Source organism: Mycetocola manganoxydans (assembly GCF_003667545.1).
GTDB lineage: Bacteria > Actinomycetota > Actinomycetes > Actinomycetales > Microbacteriaceae > Mycetocola_A > Mycetocola_A manganoxydans.
This window is the reverse complement of the sequence record NZ_RCUV01000007.1, coordinates 101,836-124,446: the sequence shown is the minus strand read 5'-3', so window position 1 is coordinate 124,446 and position 22,611 is coordinate 101,836. Positions and strand designations below refer to the sequence as shown.

Annotated in this window: 21 protein-coding genes; 7 read left to right on the top strand and 14 right to left on the bottom strand. The window is 66.2% G+C overall.

Annotation, left to right across the window (positions count from 1 at the left end; genetic code table 11):
* Positions 1–3 precede the first annotated feature (3 nt).
* From D9V29_RS07515 to rplU, 6 genes are all read right to left on the bottom strand, one after another.
* On the bottom strand, positions 4–207 hold the full coding sequence (locus tag D9V29_RS07515) for a hypothetical protein (protein WP_121672716.1): 204 nt from the start codon (positions 205–207) through the stop codon (positions 4–6).
* A gap of 52 nt (positions 208–259) precedes the next feature.
* Entirely contained in the window at positions 260–1,558 is a 1,299-nt protein-coding gene (locus D9V29_RS07510; RefSeq protein ID WP_121672715.1) for a glutamate-5-semialdehyde dehydrogenase, read from the bottom strand.
* 37 nt (positions 1,559–1,595) lie between these two features.
* Positions 1,596–2,384, bottom strand: coding sequence for a glutamate 5-kinase (gene proB / locus D9V29_RS07505; RefSeq protein ID WP_121672714.1), 789 nt, complete (start codon positions 2,382–2,384; stop codon positions 1,596–1,598).
* A 3-nt stretch (positions 2,385–2,387) separates the two neighbouring features.
* Entirely contained in the window at positions 2,388–3,938 is a 1,551-nt protein-coding gene (obgE, locus tag D9V29_RS07500) for a GTPase ObgE (RefSeq protein WP_121672713.1), read from the bottom strand.
* 96 nt (positions 3,939–4,034) lie between these two features.
* Entirely contained in the window at positions 4,035–4,295 is a 261-nt protein-coding gene (gene rpmA, locus D9V29_RS07495; protein ID WP_121672712.1) for a 50S ribosomal protein L27, read from the bottom strand.
* A 19-nt stretch (positions 4,296–4,314) separates the two neighbouring features.
* Positions 4,315–4,623 carry a 50S ribosomal protein L21 gene (gene rplU / locus D9V29_RS07490; protein WP_121672711.1) on the bottom strand — a complete coding sequence of 103 codons (309 nt, stop codon included), beginning with the start codon at positions 4,621–4,623 and terminating at the stop codon, positions 4,315–4,317.
* 222 nt (positions 4,624–4,845) lie between these two features.
* Here rplU and D9V29_RS07485 point away from each other — a divergent pair, with 222 nt between their 5' ends.
* Positions 4,846–5,148 carry a DUF4031 domain-containing protein gene (locus D9V29_RS07485; RefSeq protein WP_121672710.1) on the top strand — a complete coding sequence of 101 codons (303 nt, stop codon included), beginning with the start codon at positions 4,846–4,848 and terminating at the stop codon, positions 5,146–5,148.
* A gap of 5 nt (positions 5,149–5,153) precedes the next feature.
* Here the strand turns inward: D9V29_RS07485 and D9V29_RS07480 are convergent, their stop codons facing one another.
* Positions 5,154–7,637 (bottom strand): Rne/Rng family ribonuclease, encoded by a 2,484-nt coding sequence (locus D9V29_RS07480; protein ID WP_308428550.1) that lies wholly within the window; start codon positions 7,635–7,637, stop codon positions 5,154–5,156.
* A gap of 338 nt (positions 7,638–7,975) precedes the next feature.
* On the opposite strand from D9V29_RS07480, the gene D9V29_RS07475 reads away from it, so the two are divergent.
* Entirely contained in the window at positions 7,976–8,575 is a 600-nt protein-coding gene (locus D9V29_RS07475; protein ID WP_121672708.1) for a vitamin K epoxide reductase family protein, read from the top strand.
* Between the two features lie 145 nt (positions 8,576–8,720).
* Here D9V29_RS07475 and ndk read toward each other — a convergent pair whose 3' ends face one another.
* The 6 genes from ndk to D9V29_RS07445 form a co-directional block, all read right to left on the bottom strand.
* The gene (gene ndk, locus D9V29_RS07470; protein WP_121672707.1) at positions 8,721–9,134 is read right to left on the bottom strand and encodes a nucleoside-diphosphate kinase; all 414 of its coding nucleotides are present in this window, start codon (positions 9,132–9,134) and stop codon (positions 8,721–8,723) included.
* A gap of 3 nt (positions 9,135–9,137) precedes the next feature.
* Positions 9,138–9,497 (bottom strand): DUF4233 domain-containing protein, encoded by a 360-nt coding sequence (locus tag D9V29_RS07465; protein ID WP_121672706.1) that lies wholly within the window; start codon positions 9,495–9,497, stop codon positions 9,138–9,140.
* Positions 9,494–10,864 carry a bifunctional folylpolyglutamate synthase/dihydrofolate synthase gene (locus tag D9V29_RS07460; RefSeq protein WP_121672705.1) on the bottom strand — a complete coding sequence of 457 codons (1,371 nt, stop codon included), beginning with the start codon at positions 10,862–10,864 and terminating at the stop codon, positions 9,494–9,496. The genes D9V29_RS07465 and D9V29_RS07460 overlap by 4 nt, the downstream gene beginning before the upstream one ends.
* Positions 10,857–14,264, bottom strand: a complete 3,408-nt coding sequence (ileS, locus tag D9V29_RS07455) for an isoleucine--tRNA ligase (protein ID WP_121672704.1) — start codon at positions 14,262–14,264, stop codon at positions 10,857–10,859. The genes D9V29_RS07460 and ileS overlap by 8 nt, the downstream gene beginning before the upstream one ends.
* A 290-nt stretch (positions 14,265–14,554) precedes the next feature.
* Complete coding sequence (locus D9V29_RS07450) at positions 14,555–15,553, bottom strand: DUF1648 domain-containing protein (protein ID WP_121672703.1); 999 nt, start codon at positions 15,551–15,553, stop codon at positions 14,555–14,557.
* Complete coding sequence (locus D9V29_RS07445) at positions 15,550–15,903, bottom strand: GntR family transcriptional regulator (protein WP_121672702.1); 354 nt, start codon at positions 15,901–15,903, stop codon at positions 15,550–15,552. Before D9V29_RS07445 ends, D9V29_RS07450 begins: the two co-directional genes overlap by 4 nt.
* 70 nt (positions 15,904–15,973) lie before the next feature.
* Here D9V29_RS07445 and D9V29_RS07440 point away from each other — a divergent pair, with 70 nt between their 5' ends.
* Positions 15,974–16,705 carry an AAA family ATPase gene (locus D9V29_RS07440; RefSeq protein ID WP_121672701.1) on the top strand — a complete coding sequence of 244 codons (732 nt, stop codon included), beginning with the start codon at positions 15,974–15,976 and terminating at the stop codon, positions 16,703–16,705.
* Between the two features lie 2 nt (positions 16,706–16,707).
* Here D9V29_RS07440 and D9V29_RS07435 read toward each other — a convergent pair whose 3' ends face one another.
* The gene (locus D9V29_RS07435) at positions 16,708–17,310 is read right to left on the bottom strand and encodes a TetR family transcriptional regulator (RefSeq protein ID WP_121672700.1); all 603 of its coding nucleotides are present in this window, start codon (positions 17,308–17,310) and stop codon (positions 16,708–16,710) included.
* Positions 17,311–17,457: 147 nt separating this feature from the next.
* On the opposite strand from D9V29_RS07435, the gene D9V29_RS07430 reads away from it, so the two are divergent.
* The 4 genes from D9V29_RS07430 to D9V29_RS07415 are packed head-to-tail and all read left to right on the top strand — an operon-like array spanning position 17,458 to position 22,550.
* Positions 17,458–19,116: an ABC transporter substrate-binding protein gene (locus tag D9V29_RS07430; RefSeq protein ID WP_121672699.1), complete on the top strand. Its 1,659-nt coding sequence runs from the start codon at positions 17,458–17,460 to the stop codon at positions 19,114–19,116.
* On the top strand, positions 19,091–20,083 hold the full coding sequence (locus D9V29_RS07425) for an ABC transporter permease (protein ID WP_121672698.1): 993 nt from the start codon (positions 19,091–19,093) through the stop codon (positions 20,081–20,083). Before D9V29_RS07430 ends, D9V29_RS07425 begins: the two co-directional genes overlap by 26 nt.
* Positions 20,080–20,937 carry an ABC transporter permease gene (locus tag D9V29_RS07420; RefSeq protein WP_121672697.1) on the top strand — a complete coding sequence of 286 codons (858 nt, stop codon included), beginning with the start codon at positions 20,080–20,082 and terminating at the stop codon, positions 20,935–20,937. Before D9V29_RS07425 ends, D9V29_RS07420 begins: the two co-directional genes overlap by 4 nt.
* Positions 20,934–22,550: a dipeptide ABC transporter ATP-binding protein gene (locus D9V29_RS07415; RefSeq protein ID WP_121672696.1), complete on the top strand. Its 1,617-nt coding sequence runs from the start codon at positions 20,934–20,936 to the stop codon at positions 22,548–22,550. The genes D9V29_RS07420 and D9V29_RS07415 overlap by 4 nt, the downstream gene beginning before the upstream one ends.
* The last annotated feature ends 61 nt before the right edge of the window (positions 22,551–22,611 follow it).

Below are 22,611 nucleotides of genomic sequence, written 5' to 3'. Positions count from 1 at the left end.
CGGCTAGTGGCCGGTCTCCTGGCCTGAGCCGGTGCGCGCACGGGCACCGGCGCGACCGGCGTGACGGTTGGCGACGTCACGATAGCTGAACGTTGCGACTCCGAGAAAAAGGAAGACGATGAGCGCGACCACTCCATACATGAAGCTGGGCATCGGCAATTCGGTGTGGTGAACTGCTTCGGCCAGCAGGGTTGTCGCAATCGACATCTTTACTCCATTCGATACTCTGCGCGCGGGAGCGCCTGAACCAGTCTACCGACTAACCCCGCACCTGCCCGGTACCTCGCACGATCCACTTCGTACTGGTAAGTTCTGAGACCCCCATTGGGCCTCGTGCGTGAAGCTTCTGGGTCGAGATGCCGACCTCGGCGCCGAACCCGAACTCTCCACCGTCGGTGAATCGCGTGGACGCATTCACCATGACGACGGCAGAGTCCACTTCGGCGAGGAACCGCTCGGAGGCGGCTACGTCCTCGGTGACGATCGACTCGGTGTGGCCGGTGGAATACCGGCGAATGTGGTCGAGCGCGTCATCGAGGCCGTCGACGACGCGCACGGCGATGTCGAGGCTCATGTACTCCGTCGCCCAGTCGTCTTCGGTCGCGGCGACGACGTCGGGGTACAACCCCGCGACGGCCTCGTCGGCGTGGATGGTGACACCGGATGCCGCGAGGCGCGACAGCACGGACGGCAACAGCCGTTCTGCGGCAGCGCGATGCACGAGGACCGTCTCGACCGCGTTGCAGACACTGGGCCGCTGCACCTTGGCGTTGTGCACGATCTCGGTCGCCCAGTCGGTGCGTGCGGTCTCGTCGAGGTAGATGTGCACGACGCCGGCGCCGGTCTCGATCACGGGTACGCGCGATTCAGTGACGACGGCCTGAATGAGTGAGGCACTCCCCCGCGGCACGAGCACGTCGACCAGGCCGCGCGCCTGCATCAGCTCCGTCGCCCCTGCCCGGCCGAAGTCGTCGACAGTCTGCACGGCGTCGGCGGGGAGCCCGACCGACGTGAGGGCATCCCGGATCACGGCGATCAGAACCCGGTTGGTGTTCTCGGCCGCTGTGCCTCCACGCAGGGCGACGGCGTTACCGCTCTTGAGCGCGAGGGCGGCGATGTCGATCGTGACGTTGGGGCGTGCCTCGTAGATGGCACCGACGACGCCGAAGGGGACCCGGACCTGGTCGATCTTGACACCGTTCGGCAACTTCGATCCGCGCAGGGTCTGGCCGATCGGGTCGGTCAGCGCGGCGATCTCACGTACTGCGGAGGCGAGGCCGGCGATCCGGCTGTCGTCCAGTCGGAGGCGGTCGAGCAGCCCGTCAGCGAGGCCGGCCGTACGGCCGTTTTCGAGGTCGGTGGTGTTCGCCGCGAGCACCCGTTCGGAGGCGGCGACGACACCGACGGCAAGTGCCTCGAGGGCCGCGTTCTTCACATCCCCGTTCGCCGTGGCGAGAGCACGGGATGCCACGCGGGCCCGCTCGAGCCGGGCGGTCACGCTGTCGCCCGAAACGGCATCATTCGCGGGCACGTCAACTGTCGGGCTTGTTGTGGTCATGCCCCGATTTTAGCCGGTCGCAGGCTCCGCCTCGCCGTCAGCCCCGCGGCGTGGGTTCGAACCAGGTTCCGATGTTGGCACCGCCCAGTGCTTCCTTCACCCGGCTGGTCGACGTGACGAGCACGCCGGCTCCGGCATCGGCGGCAAGGCGGGCCGCCGACACTTTGGTCGCCGCTCCCCCGGTACCGACACCGGCAGCACCGATGTCTCCGAAGGTGACGCCGGTGAGTGGGTCGCCGGCAGGCACGGTCGATATCGGTTCAGCACCGGGCTCGGACGGCGGACGCGTGTAGAGGGCTTCGACGTCGCTGAGCAGAACGAGCGCATCCGCATCGACGAGGATCGAAACAAGAGCGGCGAGCCGGTCGTTGTCTCCGAATCGAATTTCGTGGGTCGCCACCGTGTCGTTCTCGTTGACGATGGGAAGGATCCGCAGGGCAAGCAGGCGTTCCATCGCGCGCTGTGCATTGCTGCGGTGCGATGGGATCTCCAGATCGCTCGCTGTCAGGAGAACCTGGCCGGCGACGATGTCGTAGCGGTCGAGGCTGTCCTGGTAGCGATAAATCAGGACGTTCTGCCCGACGGCGGCGGCAGCCTGCTGCGTCGCGAGGTCCGTCGGCCGTGACGTCAACTCGAGGAACGGCATCCCGATGGCGATCGCCCCGCTCGACACGAGGATGATCTCGGTGCCGCGACCATGCGCCTCGGCGAGAGCGTCGACGAGGTGCGCAATCTGTCCGGCGTTTTTGCCGCTGATCGACGATGAACCGACCTTGACGACCACACGACGTGCAGAACGGATGCCGTCACGGCCGGAGATCGCCATCGCTTACTTGTCCTCGTCCGCGCCTGCTGCAGCAGCCTGCTCGTCAGCCTCGTACTGGTCCCGCCACATCCCGGCCTCGCGCTCACGCACAAGTTCGGCACGGGCTTCGGTCTTCGCGTCCATGCGCTCGAAGTACTCTTCACGGCGCTGGTTACGGGTCGGCCGGTTGTTGGCGTCGAGCCGGGCGTCAAGACCACGCGGAGTGGTGATGAGCTCGGCCGACGAGGTGAGCGTCGGCTCCCAGTCGAAGACAACGCCGTTGTCGCGACCGATGATGACCGTGGACCCTCCGACGGCGCCCGCCTTGAACAGTCCGTCTTCGACGCCGAGCTTGGCAAGCCGGTCGGCCAGGAAGCCGATGGCCTCTTCGTTGGTGAAGTCGGTCTGCTGAACCCATCGCTCGGGCTTGGCGCCCATGACCCGGTAGATGTTTCCGAAGCTGCCGCCTTCTACGGTAACGGTGAACTTGGATTCGTCGACGGGCCTCGGGCGGATGACGATGCGTGGCTTCTCCGCTGCTTCGACCCGGCGAGCCTCGCGCTCGGTGGCGACGAGGTCACCCAGGGCGTAGGAAAGCTGGCGCAGGCCTTCGTGGCTCACCGTGGAGATCTCGAACACGCGGTAGCCGCGTGCTTCGAGCTCGGGCTTCACCATGTCGGCGAGGTCGCGGGCCTCCGGCACATCGATCTTGTTGAGCGCGATGAACTGCGGGCGCTCGAGCAGCGGCAGCTGTCCTTCGGGAACGGGGTACGCCCCGAGCTCGCCCAGGATGATGTCGAGGTCGCTCAGCGGGTCACGACCGGGCTCAAGCGTTGCGCAGTCGAGAACATGCACGAGCGCGGAGCAGCGCTCGACGTGGCGGAGGAACTCGAGGCCGAGCCCCTTGCCCTCGCTGGCACCCTCGATGAGTCCTGGCACGTCAGCGACCGTGTACCGGTTGTCGCCAGCCTGAACGACACCGAGGTTCGGGTGCAGCGTGGTGAACGGGTAGTCCGCGATCTTCGGTTTCGCTGCGGACATCGCGGCGATGAGGCTCGACTTGCCCGCCGACGGATACCCGACGAGGGCGACGTCTGCGACGACCTTGAGCTCGAGGGTGACGGACCCTTCCCAGCCGAGCGTTCCGAGCAGAGCGAATCCGGGAGCCTTGCGCTTGGTGCTGGACAGGGCAGCGTTGCCCAGTCCGCCCTGGCCGCCCTGGGCCACGACGAAGCGCATGCCGGGTTCGTTGAAGTCGATCAGCTCGGTACCGTCCGTGTCCTTGACGACGGTGCCGACGGGTACAGGAAGTTCGAGTTCTTCACCGGTGGTTCCACTGCGGTGGTCACCCATTCCCGGGCCACCGTTTTGCGAGCTGCGGTGCGGAGAGCGGTGGTAGTTGAGGAGCGTGGTGACTTGCGCGTCGGAGACGAGGACGATGTCGCCACCGTTGCCGCCGTTTCCACCATCGGGTCCAGCGAGCGGCTTGAACTTCTCGCGGCGCACCGAAACACATCCGTTACCGCCGTTTCCAGCACGCAGGTGCAATGTCACCTGATCGACGAATGTGGCCACGAGAGCCCTCCAATTACCTTGTACTTCACGAAAATCGCTGGATAAACGACTCAGGGACGAGCCGAAGCTCGCCCCTGAGTTGAAACCAACGGATGCCTATTCGGCGGCTGCCGTCACAATGTTGATGACCTTGCGGCCGCCCTTGGCGCCGAACTCGACCGAACCGGCCGAGAGAGCGAAGAGGGTGTCATCTCCACCGCGTCCGACGTTGACGCCGGGGTGGAAGTGGGTGCCGCGCTGGCGGACGATGATCTCGCCAGCCGAGACGACCTGACCACCGAAGCGCTTCACGCCGAGGCGCTGTGCGTTCGAGTCACGACCGTTGCGAGTGGAACTCGCGCCCTTTTTGTGTGCCATGTCTGTTCTCCCTCAGGCTCTACTTGATGCCGGTGATCTTGACGCGCGTGAGCTCCTGACGGTGCCCCTGACGCTTCTTGTAACCGGTCTTGTTCTTGAACTTCTGGATGTGGATCTTGGGGCCGCGGAGGTTCTCGAGGAACTCAGCGGTGACCTTGACCTTGGCGAGAGCGTCCTGGTCGGTGGTGATGTTGTCACCGTCGACGAGCAGAACAGCGGCCAGTTCGACCTTGCCGTTCTTGATGTTCTTGACCCGGTCCATCGTCACGATGGTGCCGACCTCTACCTTTTCCTGCCGACCACCGGCGCGCACTACTGCGTAAACCACTTCTCGTACCTACTTCTCTGGGGAGCTCATTCGCTCCGAGCTCAATCTGTCAAAGGAAAATTCACTGTGCGGTAGACCCCAGCGGGAAGGGAGGTCAAGCTGACAGAAAACCATGGGCAAACGGGGTGATAAGCCAACGTGCACCAACAGGAAACTTTACTTCATCGCACCCAATCCCACAAATGCAACGGATGCCGTGTCGCGGCTTCCTAGAATTCTCCCATGGCCATCCTTATCGATCCTCCGCGCTGGCCTGCCCACGACACGCTCTGGAGCCACCTGATCAGTGATGTGTCCCTCGACGAACTCCACGATTTCGCTGCCGGAAACGACGTCCCGCGGCGCAGCTTCGACCTTGACCATTACGACGTCCCCGCGTCGCGCTACGACAGCCTGGTTGCCACCGGGGCTGTGCCCGTCGACGGACACGAGCTCGTGCGCCGGCTGATCGGCAGCGGGTTGAGGATCACTGCACGTGAACGTGCAGAACGGCGACTGCCCCCCGGGGACAGTCGCCGTTCCTAGTTCTGCTACTCCCCCTGCGCCGTCGCTGGATCGGCGTCGTGCGCGACCGGGGTGCCGGTGAGAGCGGCGGTCGTCACTCGGCGGCGACGGGCACGGCCTTTTCCGGGTTCCTTCGGTTCCGGCAGCGCGTCGAGCACGGAGCCGAGCAGGTCCTCCGCGGCGCGAGCGTCGACCCGCTGGGGCTGACGAGCGGGCTCGATCGGAATGTCGAGGATGGCAAGAGACGGTGCCTCGGCCGACGTCTGCGCCGGTGCTGCCGCGACACGTTCTGCGGCCGGGGCCTGCTCGGCGTCCTGCTGCGGCTGCTTCTGCCCACGCCCGCGGCCGTTCCGACGCTCGTTCCGCTCGCTGCGCGACTCGTTGCGGTTGCCACGCGATTCGTTGCGGTCACCGCGCTGGTCGTTCCGGTCGTTCCGCGACTCGTTCTGCTCGCCGCGGGGTTCGTTCCGCCGCTCCGAAGACTCGGCCACCGGCGCTTCGACCGGGGCTTCCTCATCGGTGTGGTGAGCAATCGTGGATGCCGCGATCTTCGCGAGGGCATTCTTGGCGTCGTCGGTGATGGCGTGCGTTGACGCCTTCGGTGCGGAGCTGGCGTTGCCGCTTCCGTTGCCGTTCCCGTTTCCACCGGAACTGCGGTCGCTGCCGTTCGATCCCTTGCCACGACGCTTGGTCTCCGGCTGCGGGCTCTGGCGGTGCTTGACGATCGGGTCGTGGTGCACGACCACGCCGCGCCCGGCACAGACATCACACGGCTCGCTGAACGACTCGAGCAGGCCGAGACCCAGCTTCTTGCGGGTCATCTGGACAAGTCCGAGTGATGTGACCTCGGCGACCTGGTGCTTGGTCCGGTCGCGGCTGAGGCACTCGATCAGACGGCGGAGCACGAGGTCGCGGTTAGACTCGAGGACCATGTCGATGAAGTCGACGACGATGATGCCGCCGATGTCACGCAGCCGGAGCTGGCGAACGATCTCCTCGGCGGATTCGAGGTTGTTCTTGGTGACGGTCTCTTCGAGGTTTCCACCCGAGCCGACGAACTTGCCGGTGTTGACGTCGACGACGGTCATGGCCTCGGTACGGTCGATCACGAGCGAGCCACCGGACGGGAGCCAGACCTTGCGGTCGAGCGCCTTCTCGATCTGCTCCGTGATCCGGTACTCGTCGAAGGCATCCTTGGTTCCCTCGTAACGCTCGACGCGCTCGAGGAGATCCGGGGCAACCCCGCGGAGGTAGCTTTCGATGACTTCCTGGGCGTCGTCGCCGGCGATGAGCATCTTCTGGAAGTCCTCGTTGAAGACATCCCGGACGATCTTGATGAGCAGGTCGGGCTCCGAGTGCAGCAGCGCCGGCGCCTGGACGCTCTCGACCTGACGGGAGATCTCTGCCCACTGGCTAATGAGGCGGTTCACGTCGAGCGTGAGCTGCTCTTCGGTTGCGCCCTCGGCGGCCGTGCGCACGATGACGCCGACGTTGTCGGGGAGGACCTCTTTGAGGATCTTCTTCAGACGGGCGCGCTCGGTGTCCGGAAGCTTGCGGGAGATACCGTTCATCGATCCGTTGGGAACGTAGACGAGGTAACGACCGGGAAGCGAAACCTGGCTCGTGAGCCGTGCCCCCTTGTGACCGATCGGGTCCTTGGTGACCTGGACGAGAACGCGGTCGCCCGGCTTCAGTGCCAGTTCGATCCGGCGGGGCTGGTTACCCGTTTCAGCGGCATCCCAGTCGACCTCACCGGAGTAGAGAACGGCGTTGCGGCCACGGCCGATGTCGACGAACGCGGCTTCCATGCTCGGCAGCACGTTCTGCACCCGGCCGAGGTAGACGTTGCCGATGAGCGACGCTTCCTGGTTGCGCGCGACGTAGTGCTCGACGAGGACGCCGTCCTCGAGGACACCGATCTGGATGCGGCCGTTCTTCGAGCGGACGACCATCTTGCGGTCGACGGACTCACGACGGGCGAGGAACTCGGCTTCCGTGACGACGGGACGACGGCGGCCGGCATCACGACCGTCACGACGGCGCTGTTTCTTCGCCTCGAGGCGGGTGGAACCCTTGATGCGCTGAGGCTCGGTGATCTGCTCGACCTCGCGCGGTTCGCGGGGCTGGCGGACCTTGACGACGGTGTTGGCCGGGTCGTTCTGCCCTCCACGCCTGTCGTCATTCGAGCGGCGACGTGCGCGACGTCGGACGGTGGACTGCTCGTCCTCGTCGTCGTCATCATCGTCGAAGTCGTCGTTCGGCCGCGGCGGCAACGGTTTGACGTCGGGCGCCTGGAAGAACAGGGCGGTCGTCGGTGCTCCGGTGAAAACGGGAGCCGCCGGCACGGTCGGTGCCGTGGCATCCGCTGTCGTGCTTTCCGCGCTCGTCGACGACTCGGTCGTCTCGTCCTGCTGCTCGGTCGGCTGGGCGCCGTCGTTCAGTGCCGTTGCCTCCTCCGCGTGAGCGTCGGTCGGCTGGTCGGGGTTGCTGTCTGAATTTTTATTCACCATTACTGGTGGACTCCTCATCCGGCGGGGCGAACCGCGCCGCCCTTACGGGAAATATCGAGCGGTGGGCCGCTTGCGCGTTCCCCCCGCAAATTCTGTCTGCGTGGTGCCGGCCCTCTGGCTCTAGCCCCACACCTTCTCTGTCGGTCGTTGTGACCGACGAAACTCTTTCCGTCGAACACCGGATCCTGGTCGTTTCGTTACGACCGCTGACCCGATAAGCCTTTCGTTGTACGGGTCCAGGGCGCGGCCCTGTCCTCGTCCTGTCATTATCGCACGGACCGGCCTCTCCCCGTGCGCTCGACCCGGGTGATCCGTAACCGCGTGGCATAATCCGAGGAGTGAGCCAGCCCGAAATCTCCAGCCGTCCGGTCGGCTTCGCAGTCTTCCTCCTCGTCGCAGGGACGATCGGCTGGATCGCCGCTTTCGCGCTGACCGTCGAGAAGTTCGTCTCCCTCGAGTCCCCCGGCGTGGCACTCTCGTGCGACTACAGCGTGCTGGTCCAGTGCGCAGCAAACCTCTCCTCCTGGCAGGGGGCTGCGTTCGGGTTCCCGAATCCGGTGCTCGGTCTTGCCGGGTGGGTCGCGCCGATCATGGTCGGAGGAGCGCTGCTCGCCGGCGCACGCTTCGACCGGTGGTTCCTGCTGCTGTTCCAGCTCGGCGTGACCGCAGCCTTCGCGTTCGTGCTCTGGCTCATCTCGCAGAGCATCTTCGTGCTCGGAACGCTGTGTCCGTGGTGCATGGTGACGTGGGCTGTGACGATTCCCCTGTTCTGGGCGGTCACCCTCAGGAACCTGGCCAACGGGATCCTGCCGGTGCCGCGGAGCATCCGTTCGGCCGCTCGCGTTCTGTCCGGCTGGATCGTCGTGCTGACGTTCGGCTGCTACGTGGTCATCGCTGTGCTCGCCCAGTTGCGGCTCGACGTGCTCGCGACGCTCTGACCATCCGTTCGAGGGACGCAAACTGCTCCCATTCGGGCGGAGAACAACGGTTTGCGTCCCTTGAAACGCGCGAGCCCGCGAACGAACGCGAAAACGGCGGCACCCCGAGAGACCCAGGATGCCGCCGCGCGCGAAACGAGACGGGTTACGCGAACCAGAGCGCGAGTTCGCGCGCTGCGGACTCGGGGCTGTCTGAGCCGTGAACGAGGTTCTGCTGAACCTTGAGGCCCCAGTCGCGACCGAAGTCGCCGCGGATCGTGCCGGGAGCGGCGAGGGTCGGGTCCGTGGTGCCTGACAGCATCCGGAATCCCTCGATCACGCGGTCACCGGCGACGCGGATGGCGACGATCGGGCCGGAGAGCATGAACTCGACGAGGGGCTCGTAGAACGGCTTGCCCTCGTGCTCTGCGTAGTGCGCGGCGAGGATGTCACGCTCGGGCTGGACCATGCGGATGTCGACGAGCGAGTATCCCTTGGCCTCGATCCGGCGGAGAATCTCCCCGGTCAGGCTGCGTGCGACGCCATCGGGCTTAATCAGGACGAGTGTTTCTTCAACCATGTTCTAACTTTCCATTCCCTGTGCGGCAGATTTCTGGCGATCGATGCGACCGCCGACGACCATGCTGTACACCCACATGCCCGCGAAGACGAGTCCGACGATCCACATCGCCGGCACGAAGATGCCCGTGGCAACGATAACGCCTTGCAGCACCCAGCCGAGGACGAACGCCCAGTCGTAGCGCAGCAGGGCGAGCGTCGCGACGATCGCGAGACAGATGACGCCGCCGCCGATGAGTGCGACAGGGCCGGGCTGTACCTTGAGTCCCCACGCAACGAGGGCGGCGAGGAACACGACGATGAGTTCGAAGGCGAGGACGATCGAGGCGAGCGACTGGCGGACCCCGCGGTTGCCGCCCCTCATTTCTTCCACCCGTTGTCTTCGGCCATCACGACGACTTCGCCGGCGAGCACCACGGAACCGGTGACGACGACGAGCCGTGACTCGCCCTCGTTGGCCCACTCCCGCGCCTCGAAGACGGCGTCCTCGAGGCTGTCGAAGCTGTGCAGGAGGCGTGGGTCGATTCTCGCGCGAGCGCGGTCGGTGAGTTCGTCGACCGGGACGGAGCGGGTCGACGTGGACGCGGTGAGGTGGATGCGCGCTGCGAGCGGCGCGAGGACCTCGAGGATCCCCTCGGCGTCCTTGTCGCCGAGAACCCCGAGCACGAACACGATCTCGCGGAAGTCGAAGTACTTGCCGAGCGCTGCCTCGAGCGACCGAGCGCCGTGCGGGTTGTGGGCGGCATCGACGAGCACCGTCGGCTCGATGCCGACGAGCTGCAGCCGGCCGGGCGACTCCACCTCGGTGAGACCCTCGGTGAGCGGGTCCGTCGAGAGCCGCTGCAGTCCGTTGCCGAGGAAGGTCTCCACCGTTGCGACGGCGAGGGCCGCATTCTGCCCCTGGTGGTCACCGTAGAGCGGCAGGTACAGGTCGGTGTATTCGCCGGCACGTCCCCGGACGCTGATCACCTGGCCGCCGACCGCGACGACGTCACTCGTGAGGGCGAAGTCGACGTCCTGGACGACAATGGGTGCTTCGGAGAGCTCAGCGGCGTTTTTCAATTGCGCCATCGCATCCGGATGCTGCGCCGCCGTCACGACGGTTGCCGCCGGTTTGATGATTCCGGATTTGGTTCGGGCGATCTCGGCGATGGTCGAGCCGAGCCGGTTGGTGTGGTCGAGGTCGATCGGCGTGAACACGGCGATCGCGGCGTCGGCGACATTGGTGGAGTCCCACTCGCCGCCCATGCCCACTTCGACAACCGCGACGTCGACGGGCGCGTCGGCGAACACGGCGAAACCGAGGACGGTGAGCACCTCGAAGAAAGTGAGCGTCGGCTCGCCGGCCTCCTCGAGCTCGAGGTCGACCATGTTGAGGTACGGCTGGATGTCCTCCCAGTTGCGCACGAGGGTCTCGTTCGAGATCGGTTCGCCGTCGACGACGATCCGTTCGTTGAACGAGACCAGGTGCGGACTCGTGAACAGGCCGGTTCGGAGTCCGTAGCCGCGGAGGATCCCCTCGATCATCCTGCTGGTGCTCGTCTTGCCGTTGGTACCGGCGAGCTGGATGATCGGATACGCCCGTTGGGGGTCCCCCAGCAGGTCGAGCGCGCGCCGGGTCGGCTCGAGCCGCGGCTGCGGCGCACCTTCCCCTGTGCGGGCCAGCAGTGCTTCATACACCGCACGGCCCTGCTCAGCGAATTCGTCGTTGATCTCGTCCCTGTCAGACATTGATGCTCCTGGTAGCGCGGCGGACGGCCACGGTGAACGCTCCGGCGTTGGCGAAAGCGCCGGCCGCGAACTCCTGGTAGAACTCCACGTCGCCGTCGAGCAGGCCCGGAAGCCATTCGGCGGGTGTGCCGACTCGGGATGCCTCCGGCACCTCGTCGAGGACGTGGATGGACGAGGTGGTCGCGAGCGTCTCGGCGGCGATGTCGACCTCGGTGACGAAGGAGACGGCATCCGCGTCGCCTGGATCGGCGAAGACGAGTCCGAGAGCGATCCGGTCGCTCACGTCGAAGCCTGCCGCCTTGCGGGTGTCCTGGACCGAACGGACGACGTCGCGGGCGAGGCCTTCCGCTTCGAGCGCAGGAGTGGTCGCTGTGTCGAGCAGGACGAACCCGCCGCCGGCGAGGAGTGCGAGCGCGGAATCGGACGACGCGTCTGATGCGGTCTCGAGCACGAGGTCGTACTCCCCCGCTTCGAGCGCGATGCCGCCGGCGACGACGATGCCGTTTTCTTCACTCCAGTCACCGGAGCGAGCCGCCTTGATCGCGGTCTGCACGGTCTTGCCGAGGCGCGGCCCGGCCGCGCGGGCGTTGACGGTCAGTCGCGAGGTGATGCCGTAGTCGGCGGCACTCGATTCGGCGAACTGCACGAACCGGACCTCCTTGACGTTGAGTTCGTCACGGAGGATGTCGGAGAACGGCTCGAGGATGCTCGGGTCCGGTGCGACGACGGTGAGGCTCGCCAGCGGCAGGCGCACGCGCTTGCCTGCCTGCTTGCGCAGCGACAGGACGGTGGAGCTGATCACGCGGATCGAGTCCATCGCGGTCACGAGCACGTCGTCCTCTGGCAGTTCGCCCGCGTCTGGCCAGTCGGCGAGATGGATGCTGCGCCCTCCGGTGAGGTCCTTCCAGATCCGCTCGGAGACAAGCGGGAGAAGAGGTGCAGCGGCGCGCGTCAGCGTCTCGAGCACGGTGTACAGCGTGTCGAATGCCTCGGTTCCGCTGCCGTCGTCGGAGACGCCGACCCAGAACCGGTCGCGCGAACGGCGGACGTACCAGTTGGTCAGGACGTCGGCGAAGTCGCGCAGGGTGGCCGCTGCGAGCGTGGAGTCGAGGTTGTCGAGGTGCGCGGTGACCTCGGTGAGCATGACCCGGCTCTTGGCGAGGATGTACCGGTCGAGCACGTCGCTCGAGTCGGTCCGTCGCTTCGCGTCGTACCCGCCCTCCCGCGCCGTGTTGGCGTACAGGCTGAAGAAGTACCACGTGTTCCAGAGGGGGAGCAACATCTGCCGCACCCCCTCACGGATGCCTTCCTCGGTGACGACGAGGTTGCCGCCGCGCAGGACAGAACTCGACATCAGGAACCAGCGCATGGCATCCGACCCGTCGCGGTCGAAGACCTCGTTGACGTCGGGGTAATTGCGGAGCGACTTCGACATCTTCTGCCCGTCGCTGCCGAGAACGATGCCGTGGCTGACGACGTTCTTGAACGCGGGACGGTCGAAGAGAGCGGTCGACAGGACGTGGAGGGTGTAGAACCAGCCACGGGTCTGGCCGATGTACTCGACGATGAAGTCGGCGGGGTTGTGCGAGTCGAACCACTCGCGGTTCTCGAACGGGTAGTGCACCTGGGCGAACGGCATCGATCCGGAGTCGAACCAGACGTCGAGCACGTCGGTGATACGGCGCATCGTCGACTGCCCGGTCGGGTCATCCGGGTTCGGGCGGGTGAGCTCGTCGATGAACGGACGGTGAAGGTCGGTCGGACGGACCCCGAAGTCCTGCTCGAGTTCGTCGAGAGAGCCGTACACGTCGATGCGCGGGTACTCCGGGTTGTCGCTCTTCCAGACCGGGATGGGTGATCCCCAGTACCGGTTGCGGCTGATCGACCAGTCACGGGCGTTGCCGATCCACTTGCCGAACTGGCCGTGCTTGACGTTCTCGGGAACCCAGTTGATCTGCTCGTTGAGGTCGACCATGCGGTCGCGGAACTCGGGCACGCGGATGAACCAGCTCGACACCGCCTTGTAGATGAGCGGGTTGCGGCAGCGCCAGCAGTGCGGGTACGAGTGCTCGTAGCTCGACTGGCGCAGCAGCCGGCCCTCCGCCTTGAGCAACTGGGTGAGCGGCTTGTTGGCGTCCGACCACAGCTGGCCGGCGACGTCGGTCACCTCGGGCAGGAACTTTCCGCCGTCATCGAGCGAGATGATGACCGGGATGCCCGCTGCCTCGCAGATCTTCTGGTCCTCTTCACCGTATGCGGGTGACTGGTGGACGATACCTGTTCCGTCTTCGAGGGTGACGTAGTCGGCAACGAGGACGCGCCACGCGTTCTGCATCCCGTACTCCTCCACATCGGAGTAGTAGTCGAAGAGACGGTCGTAGCTGACGTCCTGCAGCTCGGAGCCGACGACGGTGCGAGAGATCGCGGCGACGGCATCCGCTGCGGACTCGTAACCGAGGTCCTTCGCGTAGTTGCCGACGAGGGCCGTGGCGAGCAGATATTCGCCCCCGAGCACCTCGGTGGTTCCGCCGGTGCCGTCCTTTTCGCGCAGCACCGTGGCATCCGGTGTGCCGTTCGGTCCGGCGGGAAGAACGGCGTACTCGATGTCGGGACCCACGGCGAGGGCCGCGTTGGTCGGCAGGGTCCACGGCGTTGTCGTCCACGCGAGCGCTCGCACGCCGGTGAGTCCGAGCGACTCGGCCTTCATGCCGACGAGCGGGAACGTCACGGTGACGGTCTGGTCCTGGCGCATCTTGTAAACGTCGTCGTCCATGCGCAGTTCGTGGTTGGACAGCGGGGTCTGGTCACGCCAGCAGTACGGCAGCACCCGGTAACCCTCGTACGCGAGTCCCTTGTCATGGAGCTGCTTGAACGCCCAGATGACACTCTCCATGAAGGTGATGTCGAGTGTCTTGTAGTCGTTCTCGAAGTCCACCCACCGCGCCTGGCGCGTCACGTACCGTTCCCAGTCCTCGGTGTACTTGAGGACCGCATCCCGGGCGGTGCCGTTGAACGCCGCGATGCCCATCTCTTCGATCTGGCTCTTGTCTGTGATGCCGAGCTGGCGCTCCGCCTCGAGTTCTGCAGGAAGGCCGTGGGTGTCCCAGCCGAAACGGCGGTGCACCTGCTTGCCGCGCATACTCTGGTAGCGCGGGAACACGTCCTTGGCATAGCCGGTGAGGAGGTGGCCGTAGTGCGGCAGGCCGTTCGCAAACGGAGGGCCGTCGTAGAAGACCCACTCGTCGGCGCCTTCCCGCTGCGAGACGGATGCCTCAAAGGTCGCGTCGGTCTTCCAGAACTCGAGGATGTCCTTCTCGATGTCGGGGAAACGGGGCGACGATGTGACGCCGAACGCGGCCCCGGTCTGGAGCGATTCGTCTGATGACTTGGGGTAAGGCATTTTTCTCCCGGCAGGTTCTCGATGTTCACCTGCGAGGGCGGATCAGATCCGCGGTACCACCTCGCTTGCCGCACGTGTCGGCCGCTCGTTCATTGGCTGTGACGGGCCAGACCCGTCCGGTTCTACTGGGCGGCAGAGGTTCGTGCCGCTGTTCTTCCGGAAACTCCCCGGTGATGGCCGGTTCGCAGTCGTTGCCTCAAGGATAGCGGGTCATCCGCTACCTCGCCGCGAGTTGCCCGGTTTTGCGGGTTCTCGTCGCCCGACACCCGTGAAAGCGGGCAACTCGCGACTCAGGATGCCACGCGCGATCGCACCGTCTGGAGCACAGCTGCTGCATTGTCGGCGTCGTCCACCGTCACGACGAGTCGGCGCCCGTCACGGCGGGTCACTTCGATCGCTGCACCGCGTCGCATGATGATGCCGGTGCGGCGTCCAGGTGCCCAACGCCAGCCCCAGCCGCCGAAGTCAGCGGTTGGGTCGACGTCGACCACCCGGACCGCTGCGATGTCCGCCGCGGGAATGCTGACGCGGGGCCAGCCGAGTGCGCCTCGCACCAAGAACCCGCGGCGGTCGGCGCGGACCCGCCAGAACGACATCCCGATCGACAGCACGACGACGAAGGCGGAGATCCAGGCGACAAAGGGCAGCCCGCCGTCCGACGCGATCGAGGTGAGGATCACCGTGCCGACGCTGAGCACGACGACGGCGCAGATGAGCACGATGACGGGACCGGAGACGTGAACGGTCCGTGCCCAATACACCCGCTCCGTCGGAGCGACGTCGAGTGGCTCGACCTCCGGCTCCACGTCGAACCGTGACGGCACTGCCTTCGGCAGCAGGAACCAGACCAGCACGGCGAGCGAAATGCCTCCTGCCGCACCGAACACCATCGGCCCGCCGATGTTCGGGGCGTCGGATGCGTCGGCGAGGCCGCGTTGCACGGCGAGTGACCCGATCGTTCCGACGGTCAGCAGGACGCTGAGGAAGTGACGCGTGACGACGAGGAACTTGTCGTTGCTGGTGAGTCCTCCCCGGCGTCTGGACTGGGCAAGGGGCAGCTCAGTGAACAGGGTGAACATCACGGTGATCCCGAGGGGGATGAGGATGAGAGTCCACGCGCTGCCGTACCCGTCTGCGCCGTCACTGCCCCAGTGGATGGCGACCGGATCCGGGAGTTCGGGCAGCCAGGAGATCCCGACGGCAGCGCCGACCGCCGCAATGAGGACCGGGAGGAGGGTCCCGAGAAGAAGGTGACGGCTGCGTCCGGTTGAGCGGGGTTCGGTGGTCATTTCTTGAAGGCCTCTCGGAGGAGTGAGCTGACGGTGTCCGGGTTGATATCGAGGGTTCGGGCCTGGTCGACGACGGCCCCGATGGCCGAACTGAGTTGCGAGTACCGTTCGGCGCGGTCGGTGATGATGGCTCCACGTCCGCGACGGAGGTCGACGAGACCCTCGTCGCGCAGTAGTTGGTAGGCGCGAAGCACGGTATGCACGTTGAGTTCGAGCGAGTCGGCGAGTTCGCGCGCAGCGGGGAGCCGTTCCCCTGTCTTCACGCCACCGGCGATGGCAGCACCACGGATGCTTGCCGCAAGCTGATCGAACAGCGGTGTCGGCGACGACGGGTCGATTCGGAGGAGCATGCGTCGATTCTATAGTTCTAGTTCAGCTATAACAAGTACGCCACGTGCCTGGGCTGCCACAATGGGCTGCATGCCCGCACCGGAACCATTCGCCGACCAGCGTCTCGTGCGATCCATCGAGCGGATGCCAGACGCCGACGTCCCTGCGGGCGAGTGGCCGGTCACGATCCCCGCCGTCCGCCAACTTCTCGAATCCGGGCTCGAACTCGGGGCCGGCGTCACATTTCTCGTCGGCGAGAACGGGAGCGGCAAGTCGACACTCGTCGAAGCGGCCGCCGCCGCGTACGGGCTCGGGCCGGAGGGCGGAACGATCCATTCGGCGCACGAAACCTTGCCAACCGAATCACCTCTCGCCGACTGGATCCGGCTGGTCAAGCGCGCGGGCGCTCCCAAGTGGGGATTCTTCCTGCGCGCGGAGACGATGCATGGTTACTACACCTTTCAGGGCTCCCTGCCGAATGGGCGTGATTTCCACAGCATGAGCCACGGCGAATCCTTCCTCGCCGTGACCGAGTCGTACCTCACCAAGCCCGGCTTCTATTGCCTCGATGAGCCGGAGGCCGCCCTGTCATTCAGTTCGACGCTCGCCATGATCGGCGCCCTGTCCGAACTCGTTGCGAACGGCTCGCAGGTTCTCTGCGCGACTCACTCCCCCGTACTCGCGTCGCTCCCGGGCGCCACCATCTTCGAGGTCTCGGCGGACGGCATCCACCGCGCCGAGTGGGAGAACCTTGATCTCGTCCGGAACTGGAAGGCCTACCTCGACGCACCGGGACGCTACCTCAGGCACATCCTCGACTGAGCTCAGCGCCTGGCCGCAAAACCGGCACACACGGGGTCGACGGCCTCGGCCACGTAGTCGGCGAGCGGCCGGCGTCCGATCCCGGCGCTCGCCCACACTCCCGCTGCCGCTGCGGCAGCGCCGAGAACCGCGAATGCAACCGCCTGCGGCTGAAGCCCGTCGTCCACGGCCGTCCGGCTGGAGAGGAAGAGCCGGATCACCTCTGCCTGCTTCATGAACCGGCGAAGACCGGATGCCTCGAGGTCGTCGCGTGTGCCCATGAGGTCCACCTGGGTGAGAGCCCACGGCACACGGTCGTCTGGATGCGACGCGGCGACTCGCACGATCGCGTCGCCCACGGCGTCCATCACCGGATTCGCCGGGCCTGACGCCTCGAGCTCGACCGACAGCCGCTCGATGGTCTCGTCGAAGTCGACCCAGAGCACGTCGGACTTCGAGCCGAAGTAGTTGAAGAAGGTGTTGCGGCTCACGCCTGCTCGCTGCGCGATGTCGTCGACGGTGGTCCGCGCGTAGGTCTGCTCGAGAAAAAGCTCGGCAGCGGCCTCTTCGAGGATGCGCTTGGACGAGCGGCGGGGACGGCCGACCTGCTGGGGCTGATCGTTCATGTCGGCTCCTTCCCACCGAAAGCGTAGCGACCAGACCTGACCCGGGTTCGCCGGGAACAAATTCGCGCTTAGGATAGTTATTAGACCGCGTCCAATAATGTGCGCAGCACACATTGCCGTCTCACCCTCCAGCGTCAAGGAACACACATGCATCTCGCTTCACCCGCACGCGCCCGGCGCGGAATCGCATCCGTCGCAGCGGCCGCAGGCATCGCCCTCCTCCTCGCCGGGTGCCAGGCCCCGGCCGGTGAAGAATCGACCACGCCGGTCGAGGGCGGAATTCTCAGCTACGCCAGCGGCGACGCCGAACCCACGTGCCTGGACCCACACGTCGGCGGCAATTACCCGCAGGCGCTCATCGCCGGGCAGTTCCTCGAATCGCTCGTCTCACGCGACGCTGACGGAAAGATCATTCCGTGGCTGGCGACGGAATGGTCCGCCTCTGACGACGGCCTCAGCTGGGAGTTCACGCTGCGCGACGACGTCAGCTTCACCGACGGTACCCCGCTCGACGCTGAAGCGGTCAAGGTCAACGTCGAGCACCTCAAAGACCCGGCGACCGAGTCGTCGACGGGTTACCTCGCACTGGGAAAGGTGGACTCGGTCGAGGTCGTCTCCGACACGGTGGCCCGATTCTCTCTCTCCGCGCCGGACAGCGCCCTGCTCGAGTCACTCTCGATGCCGTGGCTGGCGATCGAATCCCCCGCCGGGATCGCTCGCGGGATGGAGGAGAACTGCCAGGCGCCGATCGGCACCGGCCCGTTCATCGTCGACGAGTGGGTCAAGCAGGACCACGTGTCGCTCGTGCGCAACGACGACTACAACTCGCCTCCTGCCGACGCCAAGCACGACGGCAAGGCATACCTCGATGGCATCGAATGGCGCTTCATCCCCGACTCCGCTTCACGCTACGCCGCACTGCAGGGCGGCCAGGTCGATGTGCTCGACAACGCCCAGCCCGACACGATCGCAGCGGCCGAAAAAACCGAGACTCTCGCCCACCTCGACGCACCGCGACCGGGAGCATCGAACCGCATCGAGCTGAACGCCGGAGCCGAGCCGTTCAGCGACCCGGCCGTTCGTGAAGCGTTCGTTCGGGCCGTCGATGTCAACGACGGCATCGAATCACTCTTCTTCGGCTCGGCTGGGCGTTCGTACTCACCGCTCTCGAGCGTCGAATCCGCCGGGTACTCCGACGAGTCGCTCTTCAGCACCGACCTCGACGAGGCGAACCGACTGCTCGACGAGGCGGGCTGGAACGAACGGGACGCCGACGGCTACCGCGTGAAGAACGGCGAGCGCCTTTCCCTCGACTTCCCGGTGTCGACGAACCAGTCGATCCCCGCCGAGCAGTCCCTGTTCGAGCAGATCCAGGCGACGGCGAAGGACGCCGGATTCGAGGTCAACCTCAGCCTGCTCGACCTGTCGAGCTGGTACGGAGTGCTCGCACAGAACAATTACGACCTCGTGAGCGCCCCGTACACGAAGGTCGGACCCGACGTGCTGCGCATCCTGTACCACTCCGACGGGATCACCCCGGCGCCGAGCGGATACTTCGCGAACCTCTCGCAAGTCAACAATCCGGAACTCGATGACCTGCTAACGCGGGCGTCGGAGATCTCGGACGAGGACGAGCGGGCATCGCTGTACGAGGACGCCCAGAGCATCATCCTCGGTGGCTTCCACATCCTGCCCCTGTACGACCAGCAGAACCACTTCCTGATGGGCACGCACGTGAAGGATGCCCGCTCACTGCCGACGGTGTCGACGCCGACGTTCTATGACGCCTGGCTTGACGGAAAGTAATCGCGCGTCCCGGTCCAGGGGCTTCCGCACCGCGCGGTGGCTTCTGGTCCGGCTCGGCGGGTCCATCTTCGTGCTGTGGGCTGTCGCAACGCTCACCTTCTTCGCCATCCGGCTGATCCCCGGCGACCCGGCCGAGGCCGTCCTCGGCGGCCCGGGTTCACAGGCATCGCAGGAAACGCTCGATCAGGTCCGACGCGACTACGGCCTCGACCTGCCGCTGGGCATCCAATACCTGAACGCGCTCGGCCGGCTACTCAGCGGGGACCTCGGCACCTCGTACGCCCTCAAGGTTCCCGTCGCCGATCTCCTCGGCGCGCAAATCGGAGGAACGCTGATCCTCGCCTTCGCCGCGCTCACCGTGGCGTGGCTGCTCGCTCTCGCCCTCTCGCTCTGGTCGACCGGAGGAGGCCGCCTCGCCGCATCCGTCGGTCAGGGCATCGAACTCACGAGCGCAGCGCTCCCGCACTTCTGGCTCGCCACCGTCCTCATCGCGATCTTCAGCAGCGCACTCGGCTGGCTTCCCCCTGTCTCAACCGGAGGCGTCACCGGCCTCATCCTGCCGACACTCACCCTCGCCATCCCTCTTGCCGGCTTCCTCGCCCAGGTGATGCGCGAAACTCTTCTCGACACCCTCGATGCCCCGTTCATCGTCTCCGCGCGCGCACGCGGAGAATCGCCGACCGGCATCCGGCTTCGACATGCCCTCCGCCACGCAAGCCTTCCCGCCATCAGCCTGTCCGGCTGGGCACTCGGCTACCTCATCTCGGGCGCTGTCGTCGTCGAAACGATCTTCGCCCGCCCCGGGCTCGGCCGCACCCTCCTGCAGGCGGTCACCCTGCGCGACGTCCCGATCGTCACGGGGGTGGTGCTCCTCGTCGCTCTCGTCTACATCGTCATGACGATCGCGACGGATGCCGCCTCGCGGCTCGCCGATCCCCGCCTGCGCCGTGCGGAGGCAACGCGATGAGCGAACTCGACCTGCGGACCGCTGCGGCGAGCGCAGCACCGGCCAGACGCGCACGACCGGGTGTCGGCGAACTGCTCGCGCTGGGCTTCGTGCTCTTCCTCCTGGCTGCCACCATCGTTCCCGGCCTGATCTCACCGTTCGAACCGAACGCGATCTCCGCGCGGGACGCTTTCCAGCCTCCCTCGCTCACACACTGGTTCGGAACCGACGAGTCCGGGCGTGATATCTACAGCCGGGTCGTTGCCGGCACATCGACATCGCTCCTCATCGGAGTGTCAGCAACCGCGATCGGGCTCGTCCTCGGTCTCGCCCTCGGAATCCTCGCCGGCTTCGGTGGGCGGGTCCTCGACTTCACCGTCAACCGCACCATCGAAGTGCTCTTCGCTTTCCCCGGCCTCCTCCTCGCCCTTCTCGTGATCGTCATCGCCGGCCCTGGACCGGTGACCGCCACCATCGCCGTGGGCCTGTCGACCGCGCCAGGATACGCGCGCATCATCCGCGGCCAGCTGGTCAGCATCCGCACCTCCGCCTACGTCGAATCCGCCCGGGTTCTCGGCCACGGGCCCTTTCGGATTCTCACCCGTCACATCCTGCCCAACGCTCTCGCGCCGCTTCTCGTGCTCGCCACCCTCGGGATCGGGCAGGCCGTCGTCTGGGCGGCTGCCCTCAGCTATCTCGGCCTCGGCGCCCAGCCCCCGGCAGCCGAGTGGGGAGCCATGCTCTCCGCCGGCCGAACCTACATCGGCACCGCGTGGTGGCTCACCGTGTTCCCCGGGCTGATGATCGTGCTCACGACCATCGCGACGACGGTTCTCGGCCGAAGCCTCACCCGCAGGACGGCAGGAAACCGATGACCCATATCCTCGACGTCGACCAGCTCACCGTCTCGTTCGGCGACACGACAGTGGTTCGCGACCTTTCCTTCGCAATCGGGCAGGGCGAATGCGTCGCCATCGTCGGCGAGTCCGGGTCGGGCAAGAGCGTCACCGCCCGAGCACTCCTCGGACTCGCCGGCCGGGACTCACAGGTGTCCGCCTCGATGCTCACCCTTTCCGGGCGCGATCTCGCGCGAGCAACCGAACGGGACTGGCGCGGCGTCCGCGGTTCCCGGGTCGGACTGGTGCTGCAGGATGCGCTGGGCTCGCTCGACCCGCTCCGGCCGATCGGCCGTGAAATCGGCGACGCCCTGCGTCTTCACTCCCGCCTGTCGGCCGAGCAGGCGAGGACGCGGGTGATCGAACTGCTGACCCTCGTCGGGATGCCCGACCCGGAGCGGGCAATGTCGCAGCGATCGGGTGAACTCAGCGGTGGCCTCCGCCAGCGCGCCCTCATCGCCGCAGCCATCGCGCTGGATCCTCCGTTCCTCATCGCTGATGAACCCACGACGGCTCTCGACGTCACCATCCAGGCCCGGATCCTCGACCTGCTCGCAAGCATCAAGGACCGAGGGACGGGCATCCTCCTGATCAGCCACGACCTCGCCGTCGTGAGCGCCATCGCCGATCGGGTGCTCGTGATGAAGGACGGGCGCTTCGTCGAAACGGGCGACACCCGAACCCTCCTCGAAAACCCGCGCGAGGAATACACCCGCCGCCTCATCGCCGCAGTACCAACGGACAAACCGCGACGAACCCCGCTCGTCCCCAGCGAGACGATGGCGCCGGCGCCGAAAACTGTTCCGATGGCTGTTCAGGATGCTTCGCCGCCGGTCGTCCTGTCGGCATCCGGCCTCGTGAAGACGTATCGCGCACCGGCCGGACGCTTCCGTGCCGTGGATGATGTCTCCCTGCACCTGGTTCGCGGCGAGACCCTCGGCCTTGTCGGAGAGTCCGGGTCGGGCAAGACGACCGTCGCCCGGCTGATCCTCGCGCTGACCGATGCCGACGCCGGCGACGTTCTCCTCGACGAAGAGCCATTCTCCGCGCTGAGGGAACGCGAACGCAGACCGTTTCGGCGCAGGATCGGGGCGATCTACCAGGACAGCCTGAGTTCCTTCGACCCTCGACTGACGGTTCGCCGAATCCTCGACGATGCCGTCGCCCTCGCTCCCCCCGACGACAGGTCCACCGTCGGTGAACTCCTCGACGCCGTCGGACTCCCCCAGTCGGTCGCCACCACCCGGCCGCTGTACCTCTCCGGCGGTCAGCGCCAGCGCGTCTCGATCGCGCGCGCCCTCGCTTCCCGGCCGGAGATCCTGATCTGCGACGAACCGGTGTCTGCCCTCGACGTCACCGTCCAGGCTCAGGTGCTCGACCTTCTCGACCGGCTGCAGGCGGAACGCGGGCTCAGCTACCTGTTCATCTCGCACGACCTCGGAGTGATCCGCCACATGAGCGACCGCGTCGCGGTCATGAAGGACGGGCGCATCGTCGAAACCGGCCACGCGACACGCGTTTTCGACGACCCGCAGCATCCGTACACCGCACGACTCATCGCAGACGCTCCCCGGCTCGCCGCACCACGCTGAGCGTGAGCTCGATCCGGCTGGCCGGTCGTGGCTCCGCTACCATGGACAGATCCCAACACTC

Coding starts and splice junctions, on each gene's coding strand:
- D9V29_RS07515 (WP_121672716.1), bottom strand. CDS start 207: ATGTCGATTGCGACAACCCTGCTGGCCGAAGCAGTTCACCACACCGAA.
- D9V29_RS07510 (WP_121672715.1), bottom strand. CDS start 1,558: ATGACCACAACAAGCCCGACAGTTGACGTGCCCGCGAATGATGCCGTT.
- proB (WP_121672714.1), bottom strand. CDS start 2,384: ATGGCGATCTCCGGCCGTGACGGCATCCGTTCTGCACGTCGTGTGGTC.
- rpmA (WP_121672712.1), bottom strand. CDS start 4,295: ATGGCACACAAAAAGGGCGCGAGTTCCACTCGCAACGGTCGTGACTCG.
- D9V29_RS07485 (WP_121672710.1), top strand. CDS start 4,846: ATGGCCATCCTTATCGATCCTCCGCGCTGGCCTGCCCACGACACGCTC.
- D9V29_RS07480 (WP_308428550.1), bottom strand. CDS start 7,637: ATGGTGAATAAAAATTCAGACAGCAACCCCGACCAGCCGACCGACGCT.
- ndk (WP_121672707.1), bottom strand. CDS start 9,134: ATGGTTGAAGAAACACTCGTCCTGATTAAGCCCGATGGCGTCGCACGC.
- D9V29_RS07465 (WP_121672706.1), bottom strand. CDS start 9,497: ATGAGGGGCGGCAACCGCGGGGTCCGCCAGTCGCTCGCCTCGATCGTC.
- D9V29_RS07460 (WP_121672705.1), bottom strand. CDS start 10,864: ATGTCTGACAGGGACGAGATCAACGACGAATTCGCTGAGCAGGGCCGT.
- ileS (WP_121672704.1), bottom strand. CDS start 14,264: ATGCCTTACCCCAAGTCATCAGACGAATCGCTCCAGACCGGGGCCGCG.
- D9V29_RS07450 (WP_121672703.1), bottom strand. CDS start 15,553: ATGACCACCGAACCCCGCTCAACCGGACGCAGCCGTCACCTTCTTCTC.
- D9V29_RS07445 (WP_121672702.1), bottom strand. CDS start 15,903: ATGCTCCTCCGAATCGACCCGTCGTCGCCGACACCGCTGTTCGATCAG.
- D9V29_RS07440 (WP_121672701.1), top strand. CDS start 15,974: ATGCCCGCACCGGAACCATTCGCCGACCAGCGTCTCGTGCGATCCATC.
- D9V29_RS07435 (WP_121672700.1), bottom strand. CDS start 17,310: ATGAACGATCAGCCCCAGCAGGTCGGCCGTCCCCGCCGCTCGTCCAAG.
- D9V29_RS07430 (WP_121672699.1), top strand. CDS start 17,458: ATGCATCTCGCTTCACCCGCACGCGCCCGGCGCGGAATCGCATCCGTC.
- D9V29_RS07425 (WP_121672698.1), top strand. CDS start 19,091: ATGACGCCTGGCTTGACGGAAAGTAATCGCGCGTCCCGGTCCAGGGGC.
- D9V29_RS07420 (WP_121672697.1), top strand. CDS start 20,080: ATGAGCGAACTCGACCTGCGGACCGCTGCGGCGAGCGCAGCACCGGCC.
- D9V29_RS07415 (WP_121672696.1), top strand. CDS start 20,934: ATGACCCATATCCTCGACGTCGACCAGCTCACCGTCTCGTTCGGCGAC.